Genomic DNA, 17,644 nt, shown 5'->3' with positions numbered 1-17,644 from the left:
AGGGCCGGGACCTTGGGCTGGGCCGCTACCGCCCGGCGGGGTGGTCGATGCCGTCCAGCAGGTCCTGCTCGTACGCGATGCCCGGGCGGACCGGGTAGGCGGAGGCGGCCGGCAGGGCCGGGGGTTCGGCCAGGACCACGGTGGGCGCCAGGGCCGTCGAGGCGCGGGTGGAGCGCCAGAGCCGGATGCCGGAGAGCACGGCGGCGGTCAGCAGCAGCAGGTTGCGCAGGCCCAGCACGGCGACCGCGAGCGGCTCGCTGTTCAGGACCTGGGTGAACATGGTCGGGAACTCGAGCAGGGTGAGCGGGCAGGCGACCAGGACCAGCAGCGCCACCGGCCGCTGGCTGGTGCCGCGCACGGTCAGGCAGACCGCCGCGACGCCGATCAGCCAGACCAGGTACTGCGGGCTGATCACCCGGCTGGTCACCACGAAGATCAGCAGCGCGCAGAGCGCCGCGTCGTACATGGTGGCGGCGTTGCGCCGACGGGCGGTGAAGCGCCACAGCAGCAGCCAGAGGAAGCCCAGCACGGTGCCGGCCATCATCACCTTGCTGATCACGCTGACCCACGGCCCGAGCATCTCGGGGGAGCCGTAGTTCATGGTGACCCTGCCGTCCCAGCCCCCGGCCAGCCGGGCGATGTGCAGCGGCAGCGCGCCCACCGACTCGACCTCGATGCCGCGGGCCCCCTGGAAGGCCAGGAAGCCGAAGGCGCCGTTCATCCCGGCCGCCAGCAGGAAGCCGACCGAGACCGCCGTGGCGGCGGCCAGCGTCCAGGAGCGGCGGGTGCGGCGGCCGGACGGGGTGCCGATCAGGCCCAGCAGCGGCCAGATCTTGAGGATGCCGCCCAGGCCCAGCAGCAGCCCGCCGATCGCCGGGCGGCGGACCAGCGCCAGCAGGCCGGCCAGGGCGAGCGCGGTGACCAGCAGGTCGAAGCGGTTGTAGATCATCGGACCGAGCAGCGGGACGGCGACCACCCACAGCCAGGCGCCGGTCAGCACCCGGCCCCGGCGCAGCCCGGTGCGGATCAGCAGCGCGGCCGCGGCGGCGTCGGCGATCCCGCAGATCACCCAGAACGAGGTCAGGTACGACCAGGGCAGCAGGCCCGGCAGCAGGATCACCAGGGCGGCGCCCGGCGGGTACTGCCAGGTGACGTCGTCGAACGGGAAGGTGCCGGTCTGCAGCACGCCGTACCAGGCGTGGTAGATCATCCAGACGTCGGCGGTGACGTCGCCGCCGGGCGCTCTCAGCACCCCGGTCATCAGCAGCACCAGCACGGTGCGGGTGGCCACCCAGGTCGCCCCGAGGGCGGCGAGCGCCCCGAGCGGGCGGCCGAGGCGGCCGGGTGAAGAACCGGACTCGGTGGCCGGGGCCAACTCCACTGCGCTCCCTCGTTCGTCTCGACGTCCTCACCGGAGGCGTCGTACGGACGGACGCCCGGGCCGCCGCATCCGCGGCCTAGGTACTAGGACTGACCCGGGGGTCAAACGGTTGCCGTGTGCGGTTCCGTTCCCGGCGGGTCATGGTGTTGACCTATCGTACGGATCACCCAGCGGTACACCGAGCACCCCCCGACCGAGCGAGCCGTGGCCTGATGCACAGAACCTTGATCGTCACCAATGACTTCCCGCCCCGCCCGGGAGGCATCCAGGCCTTCGTGCACAACATGGCCGTCCGTCAGCCCGCCGGGAGCATCGTGGTGTACGCCTCGACCTGGCGGGACGGCACCGAGGTGCGCGCCTTCGACGCCGAGCAGCCGTTCCCGGTGATCCGGGACCGTACGAAGGTGATGGTTCCCACACCCCGGGTCACCCGGCGGGCCGCCGAGATCCTGCGCGCCGAGAAGTGCGACTCGGTCTGGTTCGGGGCGGCCGCCCCGCTGGGCCTGATGGCGCCCGCGCTGCGCCGGGCCGGGGCCGGGCGGCTGCTCGGCATGACCCACGGGCACGAGGCCGCCTGGGCCCAGCTGCCGGGCTCCCGGCAGCTGCTGCGGCGGATCGGCGCGGGCACCGACGTGCTGACCTACCTGGGTGAGTACACCCGCTCGCGGATCGCCGCCGCGGTCGGGCCGCGGGCCGCGGCCCGGATGGTGCAGCTGCCACCGGGCGTGGACGAGACGACCTTCCACCCCGGCTCAGGGGGCGCCGAGGTGCGCCGGAGGCTGGGGCTGGCGGACCGGCCGGTGGTGGTCTGCGTCTCCCGGCTGGTGCCGCGCAAGGGCCAGGACACCCTGATCGAGGCGATGCCGCTGATCCTCCGCGACGTGCCGGACGCGGTGCTGCTGATCGTCGGCGGCGGGCCGTACCGGGCGGAGCTGGAGAAGCTGGCGGACGCCACCGGGGTCCGGGACTCGGTGCGGTTCACCGGCTCGGTGCCGTGGGCCGAGCTGCCCGCCCACTACGGGGCCGGGGACGTCTTCGCGATGCCCTGCCGGACCCGGCGCGGGGGGCTGGACGTGGAGGGCCTGGGGATCGTCTACCTGGAGGCCTCGGCGACCGGCCTGCCGGTGGTCGCGGGGGACTCCGGCGGGGCGCCGGACGCGGTGCTGGAGGGCGAGACCGGGTACGTGGTGCCGGGCGGCTCGGCCGAGGCCTCGGCCGAGCGGATCGTCCGGCTGCTGCGGGACGAGGAGCTGCGCCGTCGGATGGGGGAGGCCGGTCGGCGCTGGGTGGAGCGCTCGTGGCGCTGGGACCTGCTGGCCGGGCGGCTGACCTCGCTGCTGGCGGGCTGACGCCCGGTACGCCGGCAAGACGCCGGTACGACGCCGAAGGGCCCCGGGGGAGTCCCCGGGGCCCTTCGGCGTACCGTCCTGGCCGCCGGTGCGGCCCTACTTCCGGTACAGCGCCTCAATCTCGGCGGCGTAGTCCTTGAGCACCACGTTGCGCTTGAGCTTGAGAGAGGGCGTCAGGTGGCCGCTCTCCTCGGAGAACTCGGTGTCCAGCAGGCGGAACTTCTTGACCGCCTCGGCGTGCGAGACGGCCGCGTTGCCGTCGTCCACGGCGGACTGCAGGGCGGCCAGCAGGTCCGGGTCCTCGGCGAGCTCGGCGACGGTGGCGGTGGCGGGCTTGCCGTTGAGCTCCTTCCACTTCGGGAAGAAGTCCGGGTCGACGGTGATCAGGCAGGCGATGAAGGGCTTGCGGTCGCCGACCACCATGACCTCGCCGACCAGGGCGTGGGCCCGGATGCGGTCCTCGATCACGGCCGGGGCGACGTTCTTGCCGCCCGCGGTGACGATGATCTCCTTCTTGCGGCCGGTGATGGTCAGGTAGCCCTCGGAGTCCAGCGCGCCGAGGTCGCCGGTGGCGATCCAGCCGTCCTTGAGGGTGTCGGCGGTGGCCTGCGGGTTGTTCCAGTAGCCGGTGAAGACGTGCGGGCCCTTGAAGTAGACCTCGCCGTCCTCGGCGATCCGGACCGAGGCGCCGGGGACGGGCTGGCCGACCGTACCGATCTTCGGCTTGTCCCACGGGTTGAAGGCGGTGGCCGCGCAGGTCTCGGTCAGGCCGTAGCCCTCCAGGACGGTGAAGCCGATGCCCCGGTAGAAGTGGCCGAGCCGCTCGCCGAGCGGGGCGCCGCCGGAGATCGCGTGGGTGGCCCGGCCGCCGAGGGCGGCTCGCAGCTTGCTGTAGACCAGCTTGTCGAAGACGGCGTGCTTGAGCCGCAGCACCAGGCCCGCGCCGCCGGCGTCCAGCGCCCGGCTGTAGGCGATCGCGGTCTCCGCGGCCTTGTCGAAGATCTTGCCCTTGCCGTCGGCCTGGGCCTTGGCGCGGGCGGTGTTGTAGACCTTCTCGAACACTCTGGGCACGCCGAGGATCAGGGTCGGCCGGAACGACGCCAGCTCGGCGGTGACGTCCCTGATGTCCGAGACGTGGCCCAGCTTGATCGGGGCCATCACCGGGGCGATCTCGGCGATCCGGGCGAGCACGTGGGCCAGCGGCAGGAAGAGCAGCACGGAGCTCTCACCGGTGCGGAACAGCGGGGTCAGGCGCTCGACCACGTTGCCGCACTCGGCGAGGAAGTTGCCGTGGGTCAGCTGGCAGCCCTTCGGACGGCCGGTGGTGCCCGAGGTGTAGACGATGGTGGCGATGTCGTCGGGGCCGGCGATCGCCCGGCGCTCCTGGACGGTCGCGTCCGGGACGTCCCGGCCGGCCTCGGCCAGTGCGGCGAGCGCGCCGCCCTCGATCTGCCAGGTGTGCTTCAACTCCGGCAGCCGGTCGCGGACCTCGGCGACCACCTCGACGTGCCGGTCGGTCTCGGTGACGAGGGCGACGGCGCCGGAGTCGCCGAGGATCCACTCGACCTGCTCGGCCGAGGAGGTCTCGTAGACCGGCACGGTGATCGCGCCGGCCGTCCAGATCGCGAAGTCCAGCAGCGTCCACTCGTACCGGGTGCGGGACATGACGCCCACCCGGTCGCCGGGCTCGATGCCCGCGGCGATCAGGCCCTTCGCGGCGGAGTGCACCTCGGCGAGGAACTGGACCGAGGTCAACTCCTGCCAGCGGCCGTCCACCTTCCGGCTGAGCACCGCGACGTCCGGGTGCTCCTCGGCGTTCCGGTGCACAGGGTCGGAGAGGTTACCGCCGCTCGGTACCTGGTAGAGGGCCGGAAGGCTGAAGTCGAGCAAGACTGCTCCTCGTTCGCGACGCTGCGGGACGGCAGGACGTTACTGCCCGGTAGGCAGCTTCGACCAGGGGGGTCGGCCCCGGTGTTCGAAGTGTCACACCCGGCCGGGTCGGACCAGGCCGTGACCGGGTCGTTCGACTGGCACCCTACGGCAGCCCACAGGTGACCGGCCGGTAGCATGCCCCGCCGGCCGTCCCGCCCGCCGTCCCTTGGGCCGTCCCGCCTCGACCGCCGCCTTCATCCCGCCTGCCGTCGCCGGTGCCCGCGCCGCCGAGGAGATCGCCGGTCGCGATAGCCTGCTCCGGGCGGATCGGGCCGAGCGTGCCCCGACCGGACCGGGCAGGCAGAAGGACGAGGCGGAGGGCCTTTCCATGGCGGAGCACACCAGGTCGAGCATCATCATCGACGCGACCCCGGCCGCGGTCATGGCCGTGATCGCGGACTTCGCCGCCTACCCGGCCTGGACCGGTGAGGTCAAGGAGATCGAGGTCCTGGAGAGCGGCGAGGACGGCCGCGCCGCCCAGGTCCGGCTGCTGCTCGACGCCGGGGCCATCCGCGACGAACACACCCTCGCCTACACCTGGGACGGCGACCGCGAGGTCAGCTGGACCCTCGTCCGCAGCCAGATGCTCCGCTCGCTGGACGGCTCCTACACCCTCGCCCCGCTGTCCGGCGGCCGCACCGAGGCCACCTACCAGCTCGCCGTGGACGTCAAGATCCCGATGCTCGGCATGATCAAGCGCAAGGCCGAGAAGGTCATCATCGACCGCGCCCTGGCCGGCCTGAAGAAGCGCGTCGAGGGCTGACGGGCCCGGGCACGGCGGAACGGGGGCTGACGGCATGACGGCGACACGCACCATCCTGGTCAGCGGCGACGCGGGCGCACCCGTCGTGGCCGCCGCCACCGCCCTGCACGCCGCCCGGCGCGGCCACCGCACCTGGCTGCTGGCCGCCGACGACCCGCACCGCGCCCTGGACTCCGCGCTCGGCACCCGGCTGGAGCCGGAACCGCTCCGCTACGCGCCGGGCCTGACGGTCTCCCGGATCGACGAGCAGGCCGCCTTCCGCTACGCCGTCGGCGAGTTCACCGGCCGCCTCAAGCCCGCCCTCGACCTGCTCGGCGCCGAACAGCTCGACCCCGAGGAGCTGACCGCCCTCCCCGGCATCGCCCGGCTCGCCCTGCTGCGCGCGCTGCCCGCCGCCGACCAGGACGTCCTGGTGGTGCTCGCCCCGGCGCCCGCCGAGCTGATCGCCACCCTCGCCCTGCCCGAGCAGCTCACCCGCTACCTGGAGCGGCTGGTCCCCGAGCAGCGGCAGGCCGCCCGCGCGCTGCGCCCGCTGCTGGCCGGGCTGGCCGGCGTCCCGATGCCCGCCGAGTGGCTGTACGAGGGGCGCACCAAGGCCGCCGCGGTGCTCGCCGAGTCCCGCGCCGCGATCAGCGACCCGGGCACCAGCGTGCGGCTGGTCGTCTCCGCCGACGGCCACCCGTACGAGCAGCTGCGCCGGGTCCGGGCCGGGCTCGCGCTGTACGGCCACCGGCCGGACGCCGTCGTGGTGCACGGCGCGCTGCCGCCCGCCGCCCTCGCCTCGCCCGACCCCTGGCTGGCCGAGCTGGCCCGCCGCCGCCAGGAGGAGCTGGACCGGCTCGCCGCCGAGACCGACGCCCCGGTGCTGGTCACCGGCCTGGCCGAGGCCACCCTGGAGGCCGTCGCCGACCGGCTGTACGGGGCGGGGCCCGGCCCCGAGCGGCTCGAACCGCAGCCCTGGCCGGTCGAGGACCGGCTGGCCGAGGACGGCCTGCTGGTCTGGCACCTCGACCTGCCCGGCGCCGACCGCTCCGGGCTGGACCTGGTCCGCCGGGGCGACGACCTGGTGGTCGGCCTCGGCGCCCACCGCCGGGTGCTCCCGCTGCCCGCCGCGCTTCGCCGCTGCACGGTCGCCGGGGCGGGGCTGCACGAGGGCGTGCTGTCGGTGCGGTTCGCACCCGACCCTTCGCTCTGGCCGCAGGGCTGACGGGCCTTCCGGCCTTTCCTCGGGGCCCGGCCGGTCGGGTAGCGTCGGCCCGAACGGGGCCGCGGGGTGCGGCCACGGCTGAGGAGGCGCCCGCGATGACCAGCACCGACGACCGTACCGAGCCCGGCACGGAGCAGGGGAGCGGGCCGTCCCACCCGTTCGGACCGGAGCTGGGCCCGCTGGTGGACGAGGTGCGCCGGTTCGCCACCGCCGTCGGCGAGAAGGCGCAGGAGACCAGCGCCACCACCCTGATCGCCCTCTCCGGGCTGGCCGACCGCCTGCGCACCCAGCAGCCGGAGGTCTACTCGCACCTCGCCGCGGCCGGCTCCGGGCTGGCCGCCGCCGGTGCCGAGCTGCTGGCCGCCTACCGGGCCGCGGTGGCCGGGCACGAGCAGCGCTGGACGGCCGGGGAGGGGTCGTCGGTGGAGAAGATCGACCTCGACGCGCCCGGCCGGGCCGAGGGCGCCGAGGACGCCGACGGGGCTGACGGGCCGTCCGCCAAGCAGTGAATCCGTGAATTCCGCAGCGTGATCAAGCTGCTCCCGTACGTCACGAAGAGGGAAATTCGATACGACTTTTGAAGCATCCCGGCCCGGCAGTCCCAGAATTGTCTTCGGATAATGTATGCGAGGCTGTGTACGGGGGCAGGGTTGGGCGGTACCGTTCCGTCCAGCGGGAACGAGTGAATAGCTGAGGGACACATGGCTCTGACCATCGGCGTCGATGTCGGCGGGACCAAGATCGCGGCAGGCGTGGTCGACGAGGCGGGTGCGATCCTGGCGCGGACCCGGGTGCCCACCCCGGCCGACCCCCAGTGGGCGGTCGACGCCATCGCGCAGGCCGTGCGCGAGCTCAAGGAGCAGCACCCCGGTGTCACCGCCGTCGGCGTCGGAGCCCCCGGCTTCGTCGACAGCAACCGCTCCACGGTGATCTTCGCGCCCAACATCGACTGGGAGAACGAGCCGCTGCGCGGCCGGATCGAGGAGCTCACCGGCCTGTCCGCGGTGGTCGAGAACGACGCCAACTGCGCCGCCTGGGCCGAGTTCCGCTTCGGCGCGGCCGCCGACCACCAGGACATGGTGCTGATCACCGTCGGCACCGGCATCGGCGGCGGCATCGTGCTCGACGGGCGGCTGCACCGCGGCCGCTTCGGCGTGGCCGGCGAGATCGGCCACCTCAACATGGTCCCGGACGGCCTCCAGTGCGGCTGCGGCGGCAAGGGCTGCTGGGAGCAGTACGGCTCCGGGCGCGCGCTGCGCCGCTACGGCCGGGAGAAGGCCGCGGCCGACCCGGTGCGCGGCAAGCGGATGCTGGACCTCAACGACGGCGTCGCCGAGACCATCCGCGGCATCCACATCACCGAGGCGGCCGAGGAGGGCGACCCGCTCGCCCTGGAGTGCTACGCCGAGCTGGCCGACTGGCTGGGTCGCGGCATGGCCGACCTCGCCGCGCTGTTCGACCCGGGCGTGTTCGTGCTCGGCGGCGGCGTCTCCGACTCCGGCCGGCTGCTGCTCGACCCGGTCGCCAAGGCCTTCGAGCACTACCTGACCGGCGGGGTGCACCGCCCCCGCGCCGAGGTCGTGCTGGCCTCCATGGGCTCCGCGGCCGGCATCGTCGGCGCGGCGGACCTCGCCCGCACCTGACCGCGGTACCTCCTGCCAGACCCGCCGGCGGCGGTGCGACCGGGCCCCGACCAATCCCGGACGCGCCGCCGCCGTCGCACTACCGTCCTTCCCAGGACACCGCACCAGGGGAGGACCATGACCGCCGCACCCGTCGAACCGCCGCCGGGCGGCCCGCGCCGACTGCGCCTGCTCAGCTACAACATCCGTTCGCTGCGCGACGACCGGCGGGCGCTGGCGCGGGTGATCCGGGCCTGCGCGCCCGACCTGGTCTGCGTCCAGGAGTCACCGCGCTACTGGCGCCCGGAGGGCCAGGCCGCCTGGCTGGCCCGGAACACCGGGACGGCCGTCCTGGCCGGGGGCGGGCGCACCGCCGCCGGACCGCTGCTGCTCGGCCGGCCCGGCGCGGTCGAGGTGCTGGGCGTGTACGACCGGCTGCTGCCCAAGACCCGCGGCCTGCACGCGCGCGGCTTCGCCACCGCGCTGCTGCGGCTGCCCGGTACCGCGCCCTTCACCGTCACCAGCTGCCACCTCAGTCTGGACCCGCAGGAGCGGTACGGGCAGTTCGAGCTGCTGCTCGACCAGCTCGCGATCACCGAACACGGCATCGTGGCAGGGGACTTCAACGAGCACCCGGACGGGCCGGGCTGGCAGCTGCTGGCCTCCCGGATGCGGGACGGGTACCCGACCGCGCCCTGGGGCGGCGAGTTCACGTCCGTCCCGGAGAACCCCTACCAGCGGATCGACGCCGTCTTCGCCACGCCCGGGATCGCCGTCCTCGGCTGCGGGGTGCCGCACGGGCTGCCCGGGGTCACCGGGGCCGACCTGCGGGCCGCGACCGACCACCTGCCGGTGCTGGCCGTGCTGGAGCTCCCGGCAGCCTGACCTCGCGACCCGGCAGGGCCCGCCACGATCCACGCTGGACGGGCGGTCCTAGACGACGGCGCCGTGGTCCGGGTCCTCCGGCTCGTCCTCGTCGCGGTCCTTCATCCGGGCGACCAGGGTGACGAAGCCGCCGAGGAAGGCGGTGACCCCGACCCAGGCGGGCCAGCCGGAGATCTCCCGCCACACCACCGCGTCGATCAGCAGCAGGGCCGGGCCGCCGAGCACGGCCAGCCAGGCGAACTTGGCGGTGGTGTCGGCGGGCGGCAGCGGCGGGGGCTCCGGCGGGACGAAGTGGCCCTCGTCGGTGTCCTCGGCCAGCTCGAAGTCACGCGGACCCGGGGCCGAGGCCGGGAGGACGGGACGGCCGGAGCGGGCGCGCGGCTGCGGGGCGAGGTCCGAGAGGTCGTCCGGGTCGCCCTGGCCGGCCTTGGGGCCGCCGTCCTTGTAACCGTCCTTGTAGCCGCCCTTGAGTTCGTTCTGGGCCCGGAGGTTCTCGACCTCGGGCCAGTTGGGGTTGGTGAGGTCGACCGGGTCGTCGAACTGGGCGACCAGGGCCGCGAAGATCGCGTCCTGCTCGGCCTGGCTGCGCTCGGGGGCGCTGCGGCGCGGGCGGGACTGCGCCGCAGCCGTGGTGTCCTCCCCGGCGGGCCCGCCCGGCGCGGCGCCGTCGGCCTCCGTACCGCCCGCGGCCGGGCCGCCCTGGACGCCGCTGTCCTGGACACCGCTGCTCTGGACGCCGCCGTTCTGGACCGTGCCGTCCCCGTGGACGGTGGCGTTCCCCCCGCCGGCGGCGTCCCCCTGGGCGGTGGCGTCCTTCGGCACACCGTCGGTGCGCGCTCCGTCCGTCCGCGCGCCGTCCTCGCGGGGCTTGTCGTCCCCGCCGCCCGCCGTGCTGCTCTCGTGCACTTCCGGCCCTTCAGCCATGGTGATCGTCGGATTCGGCCCTGTCGGCGCCCGCCGCGTGCGCGGGAGCCAGCCGTCGGATGAAGTCCAGGCTCGCCGCGAATATTTCCGCCGCGTCGTGGTCCAGCGTCGCGACGTGGAAACTGCGCTGGCACAGCCGTTCCGTCACGTCCGTCGAGGATATCCGGGCCAGCACCAGGTCCGAGTTGGCCGGCGAGACCACGTGGTCCTGCGGGCTGTGGAAGAGCAGCACCGGCTGGGTCACCTCGGGCAGCCGCCGCTGGACCTCCTGCCACAGCCGGCTCAGCGACCACGCGGCGTGCAGCGGCGTCCGGTCGTAACCGAGCTCCCGGGCGCCGGGCTTGTGGATGTCGTTGGCGATCCCCGGGATGCTCGGGACGAGGTGCCGCAGCACCGGCAGCAGTACCCCGGCGGGGTTGTCCGAGCGCACCGACGGGTTGACCAGCACCAGCCCGGACACCGTGGCGCCGTGCAGCGCGGCCAGTCGCAGCGCCAGCGCGCCGCCCATCGACAGCGCGCAGACGAACACCTGCTCGCACTCCTCGGCGAGGGTCAGCAGCTCGCGCTCGACCGTCGCGTACCAGTCCTCCCACCGGGTGACCTGCATGTCCTGCCAACGGGTCCCGTGCCCGGGCAGCAACGGGAGCGAGACGGTGAACCCGGCCGCCGCCAGTTCCTCGGCCCACGGCCGCAGCGACTGGGGGGACCCGGTGAAGCCGTGGCACAGCAGCACCCCGACCGGTCCGCCACGGTGGCGGTACGGTTCGGCACCGGGCAGCAGCGGCATGGCGGACTCCTTCGCGGGCGGGTGGCGCTGGGGGAGGGGACGCTGAGAGGGGAGCTGCAGGAATCCGCATCGTCCCACGCCCCGCGCCGGGACGTACACCCCCTACGGCGGGCCCGGGCACAGCGGGTGGCCGCGGGGCATTAGGATCGACCGGTCCGCATAACAGGAGGCCCGGGTTGTTCTACCGACTGATGAAGATGATCGTCGCGCCACTGCTTCGGATCTTCTTCCGGCCGTGGATCGAGGGTGAGGAGAACATCCCCACCGAAGGTGCGGCGATCATCGCGAGCAACCACCTTTCCTTCTCGGACTCGTTCTTCTTCCCCGCGCTGATCAGGCGTCGGGTGACCTTCATCGCGAAGGCCGAGTACTTCAACACCCCTGGCCTCAAGGGCCGGTTGACCGCCGCCTTCTTCAAGGGCGTCGGCCAGCTGCCGGTGGACCGCTCGGGTGTGCGCGGCGCCGGTGAGGCCGCGATCCGCAGCGCCATCGCGGTGCTGGACCGCGGCGAGCTGTTCGGCGTCTACCCCGAGGGCACCCGCTCGCCGGACGGCAAGCTGTACCGCGGCAAGGTCGGCGGCCTGGCCCGGGTCGCGCTGGCCACCGGCGCCCCGGTCATCCCGGTCGCCATGATCGACACCGAGAAGGTGCAGCCGCCCGGCCAGGTGGTGCCCAACTTCGGCATCCGCCCGGGCATCCGGATCGGCCGCCCGCTGGACTTCTCCCGCTACCACGGTATGGAGAACGACCGCTTCATCCTCCGTTCGGTGACGGACGAGGTGATGTACGAGATCATGCGGCTCTCCGGCCAGGAGTACGTGGACATCTACGCGACCGCCGCCAAGCGGCAGATCGCCGACGAGAAGAAGAAGGCCGACGCCGAGCGCCGCGCCGCCGCCAAGGCGGAGAAGGCCGAGGCCGCCGAAGCCGAGAAGGCGGCCGAGGCCGAGAAGGCCGCGCAGCAGGAGCAGAACGGCACCGGGTCGGCCTGACCGACCCGGTCGGGTCCAGGGGGAGGGGCCGGGAGATGGCGGACGGCGCGAGAACGGGTGCCGCGGTGGGCGGCGCGGTGGCGGCCGGCGGCATGTCCGTCGAGCTCCCGCTGTGGAAGGCGATCTCGTACTTCCGGGTGCTCGCCCTCTGCTACGCCCTGCTCCGGTACTTCAACTCGTACCTGCACTTCCTGCACCCGGTCGCGGGCTGGATCTACTTCGGCGCGCTGATCCTCTGGACGCTCGCCAGCACCCGGGCCTTCGCCAACCCGCAGCGCTGCACCTGGTACGTCCTCGGCTTCGACCTCGCCCTGGCCGTGACCGGCATCGTGATGAGCGGGATGACCGACGCCCCGGCCCGGATCAGCCACGGCGCGCCCACCCTGCCGACCATCTGGGCGGCCGGCACCGTCCTCGGCTTCGCCGCCAAGGGCGGCTGGCGCCCGTCGGCGGCGGCCGGCGCGGTGATCGGGGTGGCCAACATCCTCTTCCACGGCGGCCCGACCGGCGACAACATCCACAACATCGTGCTGCTGCTGGTGGCCGGCTGCGCCATCGGGTACGTGATCGAACTGGCCCGGGCCAGCGAGGCCACCCTCACCCGGGCGCTCCAGGTCGAGGCGGCCACCCGGGAGCGCGAGCGGCTCTCCCGGGACATCCACGACGGCGTGCTCCAGGTGCTCGCCCTGGTCCAGCGCCGGGGCGCCGAGCTGGGCGGGGGCGGCGGGACCGGCGGCGGTAGCAGCAACGGTTCCGACTTCGCCGAGCTGGGCCGCCTCGCCGGTGAGCAGGAGCGCGCGCTGCGGGCCCTGATGACCGGCGGCCCGCTGCCGGCCCAGCGGACGCCGGAGCCGGACCGGGCCGAAGCGGTCGACCCGGCCGGGCCGCGCGACCTGACCGCACTGCTGCGCCGCTACGCCGACGAGCGGATCACGCTCTCCGCCCCCAGCACCCCGGTGCTGCTGCCCGGCCCGGCGGCGGGCGAGCTCGCCGCGGCGGTCGGGGCGGCCGTCGACAACGTCCGCAAGCACGCCGGGGAGTCGGCCCGGGCCTGGATCCTGGTGGAGGACGAGCCGGAGGCCGTCACGGTCAGCATCCGCGACGACGGCCCGGGCTACGCCCCCGGGCGGCTCGGCGAGGCGGAGCGGGCCGGGCGGCTGGGCGTCTCCCAGTCCATCCGCGGCCGGGTGCTGGACCTCGGCGGCACCGCCGAGCTGTACTCGGCGCCCGGGGAGGGCGTCGAGGTCGAACTGCGCGTTCCGAGAAGGGCCTCTCAATGACCGACCAGCCGATGACCGACCAGCCGGCCGCGGGGCCGCAGGCCACCGACCGGCCGGTACGGGTGATGGTGGTGGACGACCACCCGATGTGGCGGGACGCCGTCTCGCGCGACCTGGCCGAGGCGGGCCTGGACGTGGTGGCCACGGCGGGCGACGGCGAGGAGGCGGTGCGCCGCGCCCGGGCCTGCTCGCCGCAGGTGGTGGTGCTGGACCTCAACCTGCCCGGCCTGCCCGGCGCCGAGGTGTGCCGTCAGGTGGTCGGGCACGACCCGGCGGTCCGGGTGCTGGTGCTGTCGGCGAGCGGCGAGCACCAGGACGTGCTGGAGGCGGTGAAGTCCGGGGCGACCGGGTACCTGGTGAAGTCGGCCGGGCGGGAGGAGCTGCTGGACGCGGTGCGCCGTACGGCCGTCGGCGACGCGGTGTTCACGCCGGGCCTGGCCGGGCTGGTGCTCGGCGAGTTCCGCCGGCTGGCCGCCGAGCCGGCCCCGGCCTCGGCACCGGCCGTCCCGCAGCTGACCGCCCGGGAGACCGAGGTGCTGCGGCTGGTGGCCAAGGGCCTGTCGTACCGGCAGATCGCCGACCGGCTGGTGCTGTCGCACCGGACGGTGCAGAACCACGTGCAGAACACCCTGGGCAAGCTGCAGCTGCACAACCGGGTGGAGCTGGTGCGGTACGCGATCGAGCAGGGGCTGGACGAGGAGCTGTAGGACCGGCCCTCGAACTCCCGTCCCGCAGGCGGGAGTTCGAGGACCGGCCCGGGTCCGTTCAGCCTCGGACGGCCGCCGCCTCGCGCAGCAGGGCGGCGACGATGTCCACACCGTCCCGGGTGAGCACCGACTCCGGGTGGAACTGCAGGCCCGCGAAGCCGGGGCCGCGCAGCGCGTGGACGTCGCCGGTGGCGGTGCCCCGGGCGACCTCGACGCCCTCGGCGGCGAGCCGGGCCGCGTCGGCCTCCGAGCAGCGCGCGGTGAAGGTGTTGTAGAAGCCGACCGTCCGCTTGTCGCCGAACAGGTCGATGCGCTCCTGGGCGCCCTGGTACGGGACGGCCTTGCGGCCCAGCGCGAGCCCGAGTTCGGCGGCGAGCAGCTGGTGGCTGAGGCAGACCGCGAGCAGCGGGGCCGTCCGGGCGCCGGAGCGGACGGCGGCCAGGGCGTCCGCGACGACCGGGCGCAGCACCGCCATCTTGGGGTCGTCGGCGAGCGCCGGGTCGCCCGGGCCGGGGCCGAGCACGAGGGGGCCGCGGTGCGCCGCGACCAGTTCGCGCAGGCCCGGGCGGTCGAAGCGGACCACGGTCACCTGGTGGCCGAGCGAGGTCAGCAGGTGGGAGAGCATCGACGTGAAGGTGTCCTCGCCGTCCACGACCAGGGTCGGCAGGGCCTCGGTGACCCGGGACGGCGCCTGCATCCGCAGCCAGAACGGGGCGAGGTCGGCCCGGCGGGAGTCCAGTGCGGCCTGCACGCGGTGGTCGTCGGCGAGCCGGGGCCCGCCGGGGTGCGGCAGCCGGGCGGGGGCGGGCCGGGCGCCGATCGCGGTGAGCACCCCGGCGGCCTTGGCGTGGGTCTCGGCGACCTCGGACTCGGGGACGGAGTGGCGCACCAGGGTCGCGCCGACCCGGACGACCAGCCGCCCGGTGGCCGGGTCGATGTCGGCGGTGCGGATGCAGATCGGCGAGTCGAGCAGCTGCCCGCCGCTCGCGGAGCGTCCGATCAGGGCGAGCGCGCCGGAGTAGTAGCCGCGCCCGGTGGGCTCGTAGCGGCGGATCACCCGGGTGGCGTTCTGCACCGGGCTGCCGGTCACGGTGGCGGCGAACATCGTCTCGCGCAGCACCTCGCGGACGTCCATCGAGGTGCGGCCGCGCAGCTCGTACTCGGTGTGGGCGAGGTGGGACATCTCCTTGAGCCGGGGGCCGAGCACCTGGCCGCCGAGGTCGCCGACCGTGCACATCATCTTGAGTTCCTCGTCGACCACCATGGTGAGCTCCTCCAGCTCCTTGGGGTCGTGGAGGAACCGCAGCAGCGAGTCGAGGTCGGAGCCGCCGGCCGGGTAGCGGTAGGTGCCGGAGATCGGGTTCATCACGACGGTGCCGCCGCTCTGCCGGACGTGCACCTCGGGGGAGGCGCCGACCAGGATGCGACTCGGCCCGCCTCCGGCAGGCCGTTCCCCGGTGTGCACCAGGAAGGTCCAGTACGCGCCGCGCTCCTGCTCCAGCAGGCGGCGGAAGAGCGTGAGGGCGAGGGCCGGCCCGAAGTCCTCCAGGGTGGCGTGGAAGTCGCGCCGGATCACGAAGTTGGCGCCCTCGCCGTTGCCGATCTCGTCGTCGATCACCCGGCGGACGATCGCCGCGTACGCCTCGTCGTCCACGTCGAAGGCGCCGCCGGACAGCCGGACCGGCTCCTGCGGCAGGGCGGCGGTGAAGGCGGCCAGCGGCAGGGCGTGCTGCTCGGTCACCGCGAGGGCCTGCAGCGGGGTGCCGTCGTCGTGGGCCTCGAAGCCGCGCTCGCGGATCTGCCGGTACGGGACCAGCGCGAGCAGGTCGTGGACCGGTCCGGCGGCGGGGATGCCGGCCCGGACCGGCAGGTCGGCCAGGGTCGGGTAGCTGTCGACGGTGCCCAGCAGCACCTCGACGGTGTCCGGGGCGTGCCGGGGGGTGCGGCGGTGCAGCAGGGCGAAGGCGGGGGCGCCGGGGGCGGTGAGGCGGGCGAGCAGCTCGGCGGGGGTGGTCACGAGTACGGTTTCCTTCCGGGGTGGATGGCGAGGGCGGTGCGGGTTCCGCTCCCGGAGGGCCGTCTGCTCCGAACGCACGACGGCCGCCCCGAGGGGCGGCCGTCGTGTTCGTCTAGGAACGCGCGATCGGTGGGCCACCCAAGGGGGAGGCCCACCACCAGGAGTGGTTGTGGGGCGCGTGCATGGGGTCGAGCGTAGCGGACGGGGCCGTGCGGGTGAGCCCGCTCACCCGAGATGTCCGGGACGCGTCTCACCCATCGGGCAATGGTCACGGAACGCTCGCGGCACCCCGTAGCCTTGCCGTGTGACCGCAACGACTGAGACAACGAGGACTGGCCACTCCTGGCAGTCCCTGCCCGCGGCGCAGCAGCCTGAATGGCCGGACCAAGAGGCTCTGCGCAAGACCCTTGCTGAGCTCGCCTCCTATCCGCCGCTCGTCTTCGCCGGCGAGTGCGACCAGCTGCGCGCCCGGCTCGGCGCCGTGGCACGGGGGGAGGCCTTCCTCCTCCAGGGTGGCGACTGCGCCGAGGCCTTCGACGGCGTGTCGGCGGAGCACATCCGCAACAAGCTGAAGACGCTGCTCCAGATGGCCGCCGTGCTGACGTACGCGGCCTCGGTGCCGGTCGTGAAGGTCGGCCGCATCGCCGGCCAGTACTCCAAGCCGCGCTCGAAGTCGACCGAGACCCGGGACGGCGTGACCCTGCCGGTCTACCGCGGCGACTCGGTGAACGGCTTCGAGTTCACCCCCGAGTCCCGGATCCCGGACCCGGAGCGGCTCAAGCGGATGTACAACGCGTCCGCCGCGACGCTGAACCTGGTGCGCGCCTTCACCACCGGTGGTTACGCCGACCTGCGCCAGGTGCACGCCTGGAACCAGGACTTCGTGCGCAACTCGCCGGCCGGCCAGCGCTACGAGCAGCTCGCCCGGGAGATCGACAACGCCCTGGCGTTCATGAACGCCTGCGGGGTGGCCCCGGAGGAGTTCAAGACCGTCGAGTTCTTCTCCTCGCACGAGGCGCTGGTCCTCGACTACGAGACCGCGCTGACCCGCGTGGACTCGCGTACCGGCGAGCTGTACGACGTCTCCGGCCACATGGTGTGGGTCGGCGAGCGCACCCGCCAGCTGGACCACGCGCACATCGAGTTCGCCTCCAAGATCCGCAACCCGATCGGGGTCAAGCTCGGCCCGACCACCTCGGTGGACGAGGCGCTCGCCCTGATCGAGAAGCTGGACCCGGAGCGCGAGCCCGGCCGGCTGACCTTCATCACCCGGATGGGCGCGGGCAAGATCCGCGACCACCTGCCCTCCCTGGTGGAGAAGGTCACCGCCTCCGGCGCCAAGCCGGTGTGGATCTGCGACCCGATGCACGGCAACACCTTCGAGGCCTCCAGCGGCCACAAGACCCGCCGCTTCGACGACGTCCTGGACGAGGTCAAGGGCTTCTTCGAGGTGCACCGCGCGCTGGGCACCCACCCGGGCGGCATCCACGTGGAGCTGACCGGCGACGACGTCACCGAGTGCGTGGGCGGCGGCGACGAGGTGCTGGTGGACGACCTGCACCAGCGGTACGAGACGGCCTGCGACCCGCGGCTCAACCGCAGCCAGTCGCTGGACCTGGCGTTCCTGGTGGCGGAGATGTACCGCGGCCAGTAGGTCCTGAGCAGGGCGAATGTGACGAAGGCCCCTCCGGATTCGGGATTCCCGAGCCCGGAGGGGCTTTTTCGCGCCCGGATCGCCGGGTAAGGTGAGGCTTAGTGAACTAAGGCAAGCCTTAGTCAAGATCCACTCCGTGCCCCA

Annotated in this window: 15 protein-coding genes; 10 read left to right on the top strand and 5 right to left on the bottom strand. The window is 73.8% G+C overall.

Annotated features, from left to right (window positions below):
* Nucleotides 1-25: 25 nt before the first annotated feature.
* The gene (locus tag AB0F71_RS04210) at nt 26-1,381 is read right to left on the bottom strand and encodes a glycosyltransferase 87 family protein (RefSeq protein ID WP_360227880.1); all 1,356 of its coding nucleotides are present in this window, start codon (nt 1,379-1,381) and stop codon (nt 26-28) included.
* A gap of 212 nt (nt 1,382-1,593) precedes the next feature.
* Between AB0F71_RS04210 and AB0F71_RS04205 the strand changes: the two genes are divergently transcribed.
* The gene (locus tag AB0F71_RS04205; RefSeq protein WP_360227877.1) at nt 1,594-2,730 is read left to right on the top strand and encodes a glycosyltransferase family 4 protein; all 1,137 of its coding nucleotides are present in this window, start codon (nt 1,594-1,596) and stop codon (nt 2,728-2,730) included.
* A gap of 96 nt (nt 2,731-2,826) precedes the next feature.
* On the opposite strand, the gene AB0F71_RS04200 is transcribed toward AB0F71_RS04205, so the two are convergent.
* Nucleotides 2,827-4,620: an AMP-dependent synthetase/ligase gene (locus AB0F71_RS04200; RefSeq protein ID WP_360227874.1), complete on the bottom strand. Its 1,794-nt coding sequence runs from the start codon at nt 4,618-4,620 to the stop codon at nt 2,827-2,829.
* Between the two features lie 370 nt (nt 4,621-4,990).
* Between AB0F71_RS04200 and AB0F71_RS04195 the strand changes: the two genes are divergently transcribed.
* The 5 genes from AB0F71_RS04195 to AB0F71_RS04175 all read left to right on the top strand — a co-directional run bounded on the left by AB0F71_RS04195 (nt 4,991) and on the right by AB0F71_RS04175 (nt 9,139).
* Complete coding sequence (locus AB0F71_RS04195; protein WP_360227871.1) at nt 4,991-5,425, top strand: SRPBCC family protein; 435 nt, start codon at nt 4,991-4,993, stop codon at nt 5,423-5,425.
* Between the two features lie 34 nt (nt 5,426-5,459).
* Entirely contained in the window at nt 5,460-6,632 is a 1,173-nt protein-coding gene (locus AB0F71_RS04190) for an ArsA-related P-loop ATPase (protein WP_360227868.1), read from the top strand.
* Nucleotides 6,633-6,727: 95 nt separating this feature from the next.
* On the top strand, nt 6,728-7,141 hold the full coding sequence (locus tag AB0F71_RS04185; protein WP_360227865.1) for a DUF5304 family protein: 414 nt from the start codon (nt 6,728-6,730) through the stop codon (nt 7,139-7,141).
* A 192-nt stretch (nt 7,142-7,333) separates the two neighbouring features.
* Nucleotides 7,334-8,275, top strand: coding sequence for an ROK family glucokinase (locus AB0F71_RS04180; RefSeq protein WP_360227862.1), 942 nt, complete (start codon nt 7,334-7,336; stop codon nt 8,273-8,275).
* A 117-nt stretch (nt 8,276-8,392) separates the two neighbouring features.
* Nucleotides 8,393-9,139 (top strand): endonuclease/exonuclease/phosphatase family protein, encoded by a 747-nt coding sequence (locus tag AB0F71_RS04175; protein WP_360227859.1) that lies wholly within the window; start codon nt 8,393-8,395, stop codon nt 9,137-9,139.
* A 48-nt stretch (nt 9,140-9,187) separates the two neighbouring features.
* Here the strand turns inward: AB0F71_RS04175 and AB0F71_RS04170 are convergent, their stop codons facing one another.
* Entirely contained in the window at nt 9,188-10,045 is an 858-nt protein-coding gene (locus AB0F71_RS04170; protein WP_360227856.1) for a hypothetical protein, read from the bottom strand.
* Between the two features lie 10 nt (nt 10,046-10,055).
* Complete coding sequence (locus AB0F71_RS04165) at nt 10,056-10,850, bottom strand: alpha/beta fold hydrolase (protein WP_360227853.1); 795 nt, start codon at nt 10,848-10,850, stop codon at nt 10,056-10,058.
* Nucleotides 10,851-11,026: 176 nt separating this feature from the next.
* On the opposite strand from AB0F71_RS04165, the gene AB0F71_RS04160 reads away from it, so the two are divergent.
* The 3 genes from AB0F71_RS04160 to AB0F71_RS04150 are packed head-to-tail and all read left to right on the top strand — an operon-like array spanning nt 11,027 to nt 13,829.
* Complete coding sequence (locus AB0F71_RS04160) at nt 11,027-11,842, top strand: lysophospholipid acyltransferase family protein (RefSeq protein WP_360227851.1); 816 nt, start codon at nt 11,027-11,029, stop codon at nt 11,840-11,842.
* A gap of 35 nt (nt 11,843-11,877) precedes the next feature.
* Complete coding sequence (locus tag AB0F71_RS04155) at nt 11,878-13,122, top strand: DUF5931 domain-containing protein (protein WP_360227848.1); 1,245 nt, start codon at nt 11,878-11,880, stop codon at nt 13,120-13,122.
* A complete protein-coding gene (locus tag AB0F71_RS04150; RefSeq protein ID WP_360227845.1) occupies nt 13,119-13,829 on the top strand; it encodes a response regulator transcription factor in 711 nt (236 codons plus the stop codon). Before AB0F71_RS04155 ends, AB0F71_RS04150 begins: the two co-directional genes overlap by 4 nt.
* A gap of 58 nt (nt 13,830-13,887) precedes the next feature.
* On the opposite strand, the gene AB0F71_RS04145 is transcribed toward AB0F71_RS04150, so the two are convergent.
* Complete coding sequence (locus tag AB0F71_RS04145; RefSeq protein ID WP_360227842.1) at nt 13,888-15,846, bottom strand: anthranilate synthase family protein; 1,959 nt, start codon at nt 15,844-15,846, stop codon at nt 13,888-13,890.
* 304 nt (nt 15,847-16,150) lie between these two features.
* On the opposite strand from AB0F71_RS04145, the gene AB0F71_RS04140 reads away from it, so the two are divergent.
* Nucleotides 16,151-17,500, top strand: coding sequence for a class II 3-deoxy-7-phosphoheptulonate synthase (locus tag AB0F71_RS04140; protein ID WP_360227839.1), 1,350 nt, complete (start codon nt 16,151-16,153; stop codon nt 17,498-17,500).
* The last annotated feature ends 144 nt before the right edge of the window (nt 17,501-17,644 follow it).

It is taken from the genome of Kitasatospora sp. NPDC028055, assembly GCF_040637885.1.
GTDB lineage: Bacteria > Actinomycetota > Actinomycetes > Streptomycetales > Streptomycetaceae > Kitasatospora.
This window is presented reverse-complemented; position numbering and strand designations above follow the sequence as displayed.

Excerpts from the sequence above, each read along its gene's own strand:
- AB0F71_RS04205 (WP_360227877.1), top strand. The coding sequence starts at position 1,594 with ATGCACAGAACCTTGATCGTCACCAATGACTTCCCGCCCCGCCCGGGA.
- AB0F71_RS04195 (WP_360227871.1), top strand. The coding sequence starts at position 4,991 with ATGGCGGAGCACACCAGGTCGAGCATCATCATCGACGCGACCCCGGCC.
- AB0F71_RS04190 (WP_360227868.1), top strand. The coding sequence starts at position 5,460 with ATGACGGCGACACGCACCATCCTGGTCAGCGGCGACGCGGGCGCACCC.
- AB0F71_RS04185 (WP_360227865.1), top strand. The coding sequence starts at position 6,728 with ATGACCAGCACCGACGACCGTACCGAGCCCGGCACGGAGCAGGGGAGC.
- AB0F71_RS04180 (WP_360227862.1), top strand. The coding sequence starts at position 7,334 with ATGGCTCTGACCATCGGCGTCGATGTCGGCGGGACCAAGATCGCGGCA.
- AB0F71_RS04175 (WP_360227859.1), top strand. The coding sequence starts at position 8,393 with ATGACCGCCGCACCCGTCGAACCGCCGCCGGGCGGCCCGCGCCGACTG.
- AB0F71_RS04165 (WP_360227853.1), bottom strand. The coding sequence starts at position 10,850 with ATGCCGCTGCTGCCCGGTGCCGAACCGTACCGCCACCGTGGCGGACCG.
- AB0F71_RS04155 (WP_360227848.1), top strand. The coding sequence starts at position 11,878 with ATGGCGGACGGCGCGAGAACGGGTGCCGCGGTGGGCGGCGCGGTGGCG.
- AB0F71_RS04150 (WP_360227845.1), top strand. The coding sequence starts at position 13,119 with ATGACCGACCAGCCGATGACCGACCAGCCGGCCGCGGGGCCGCAGGCC.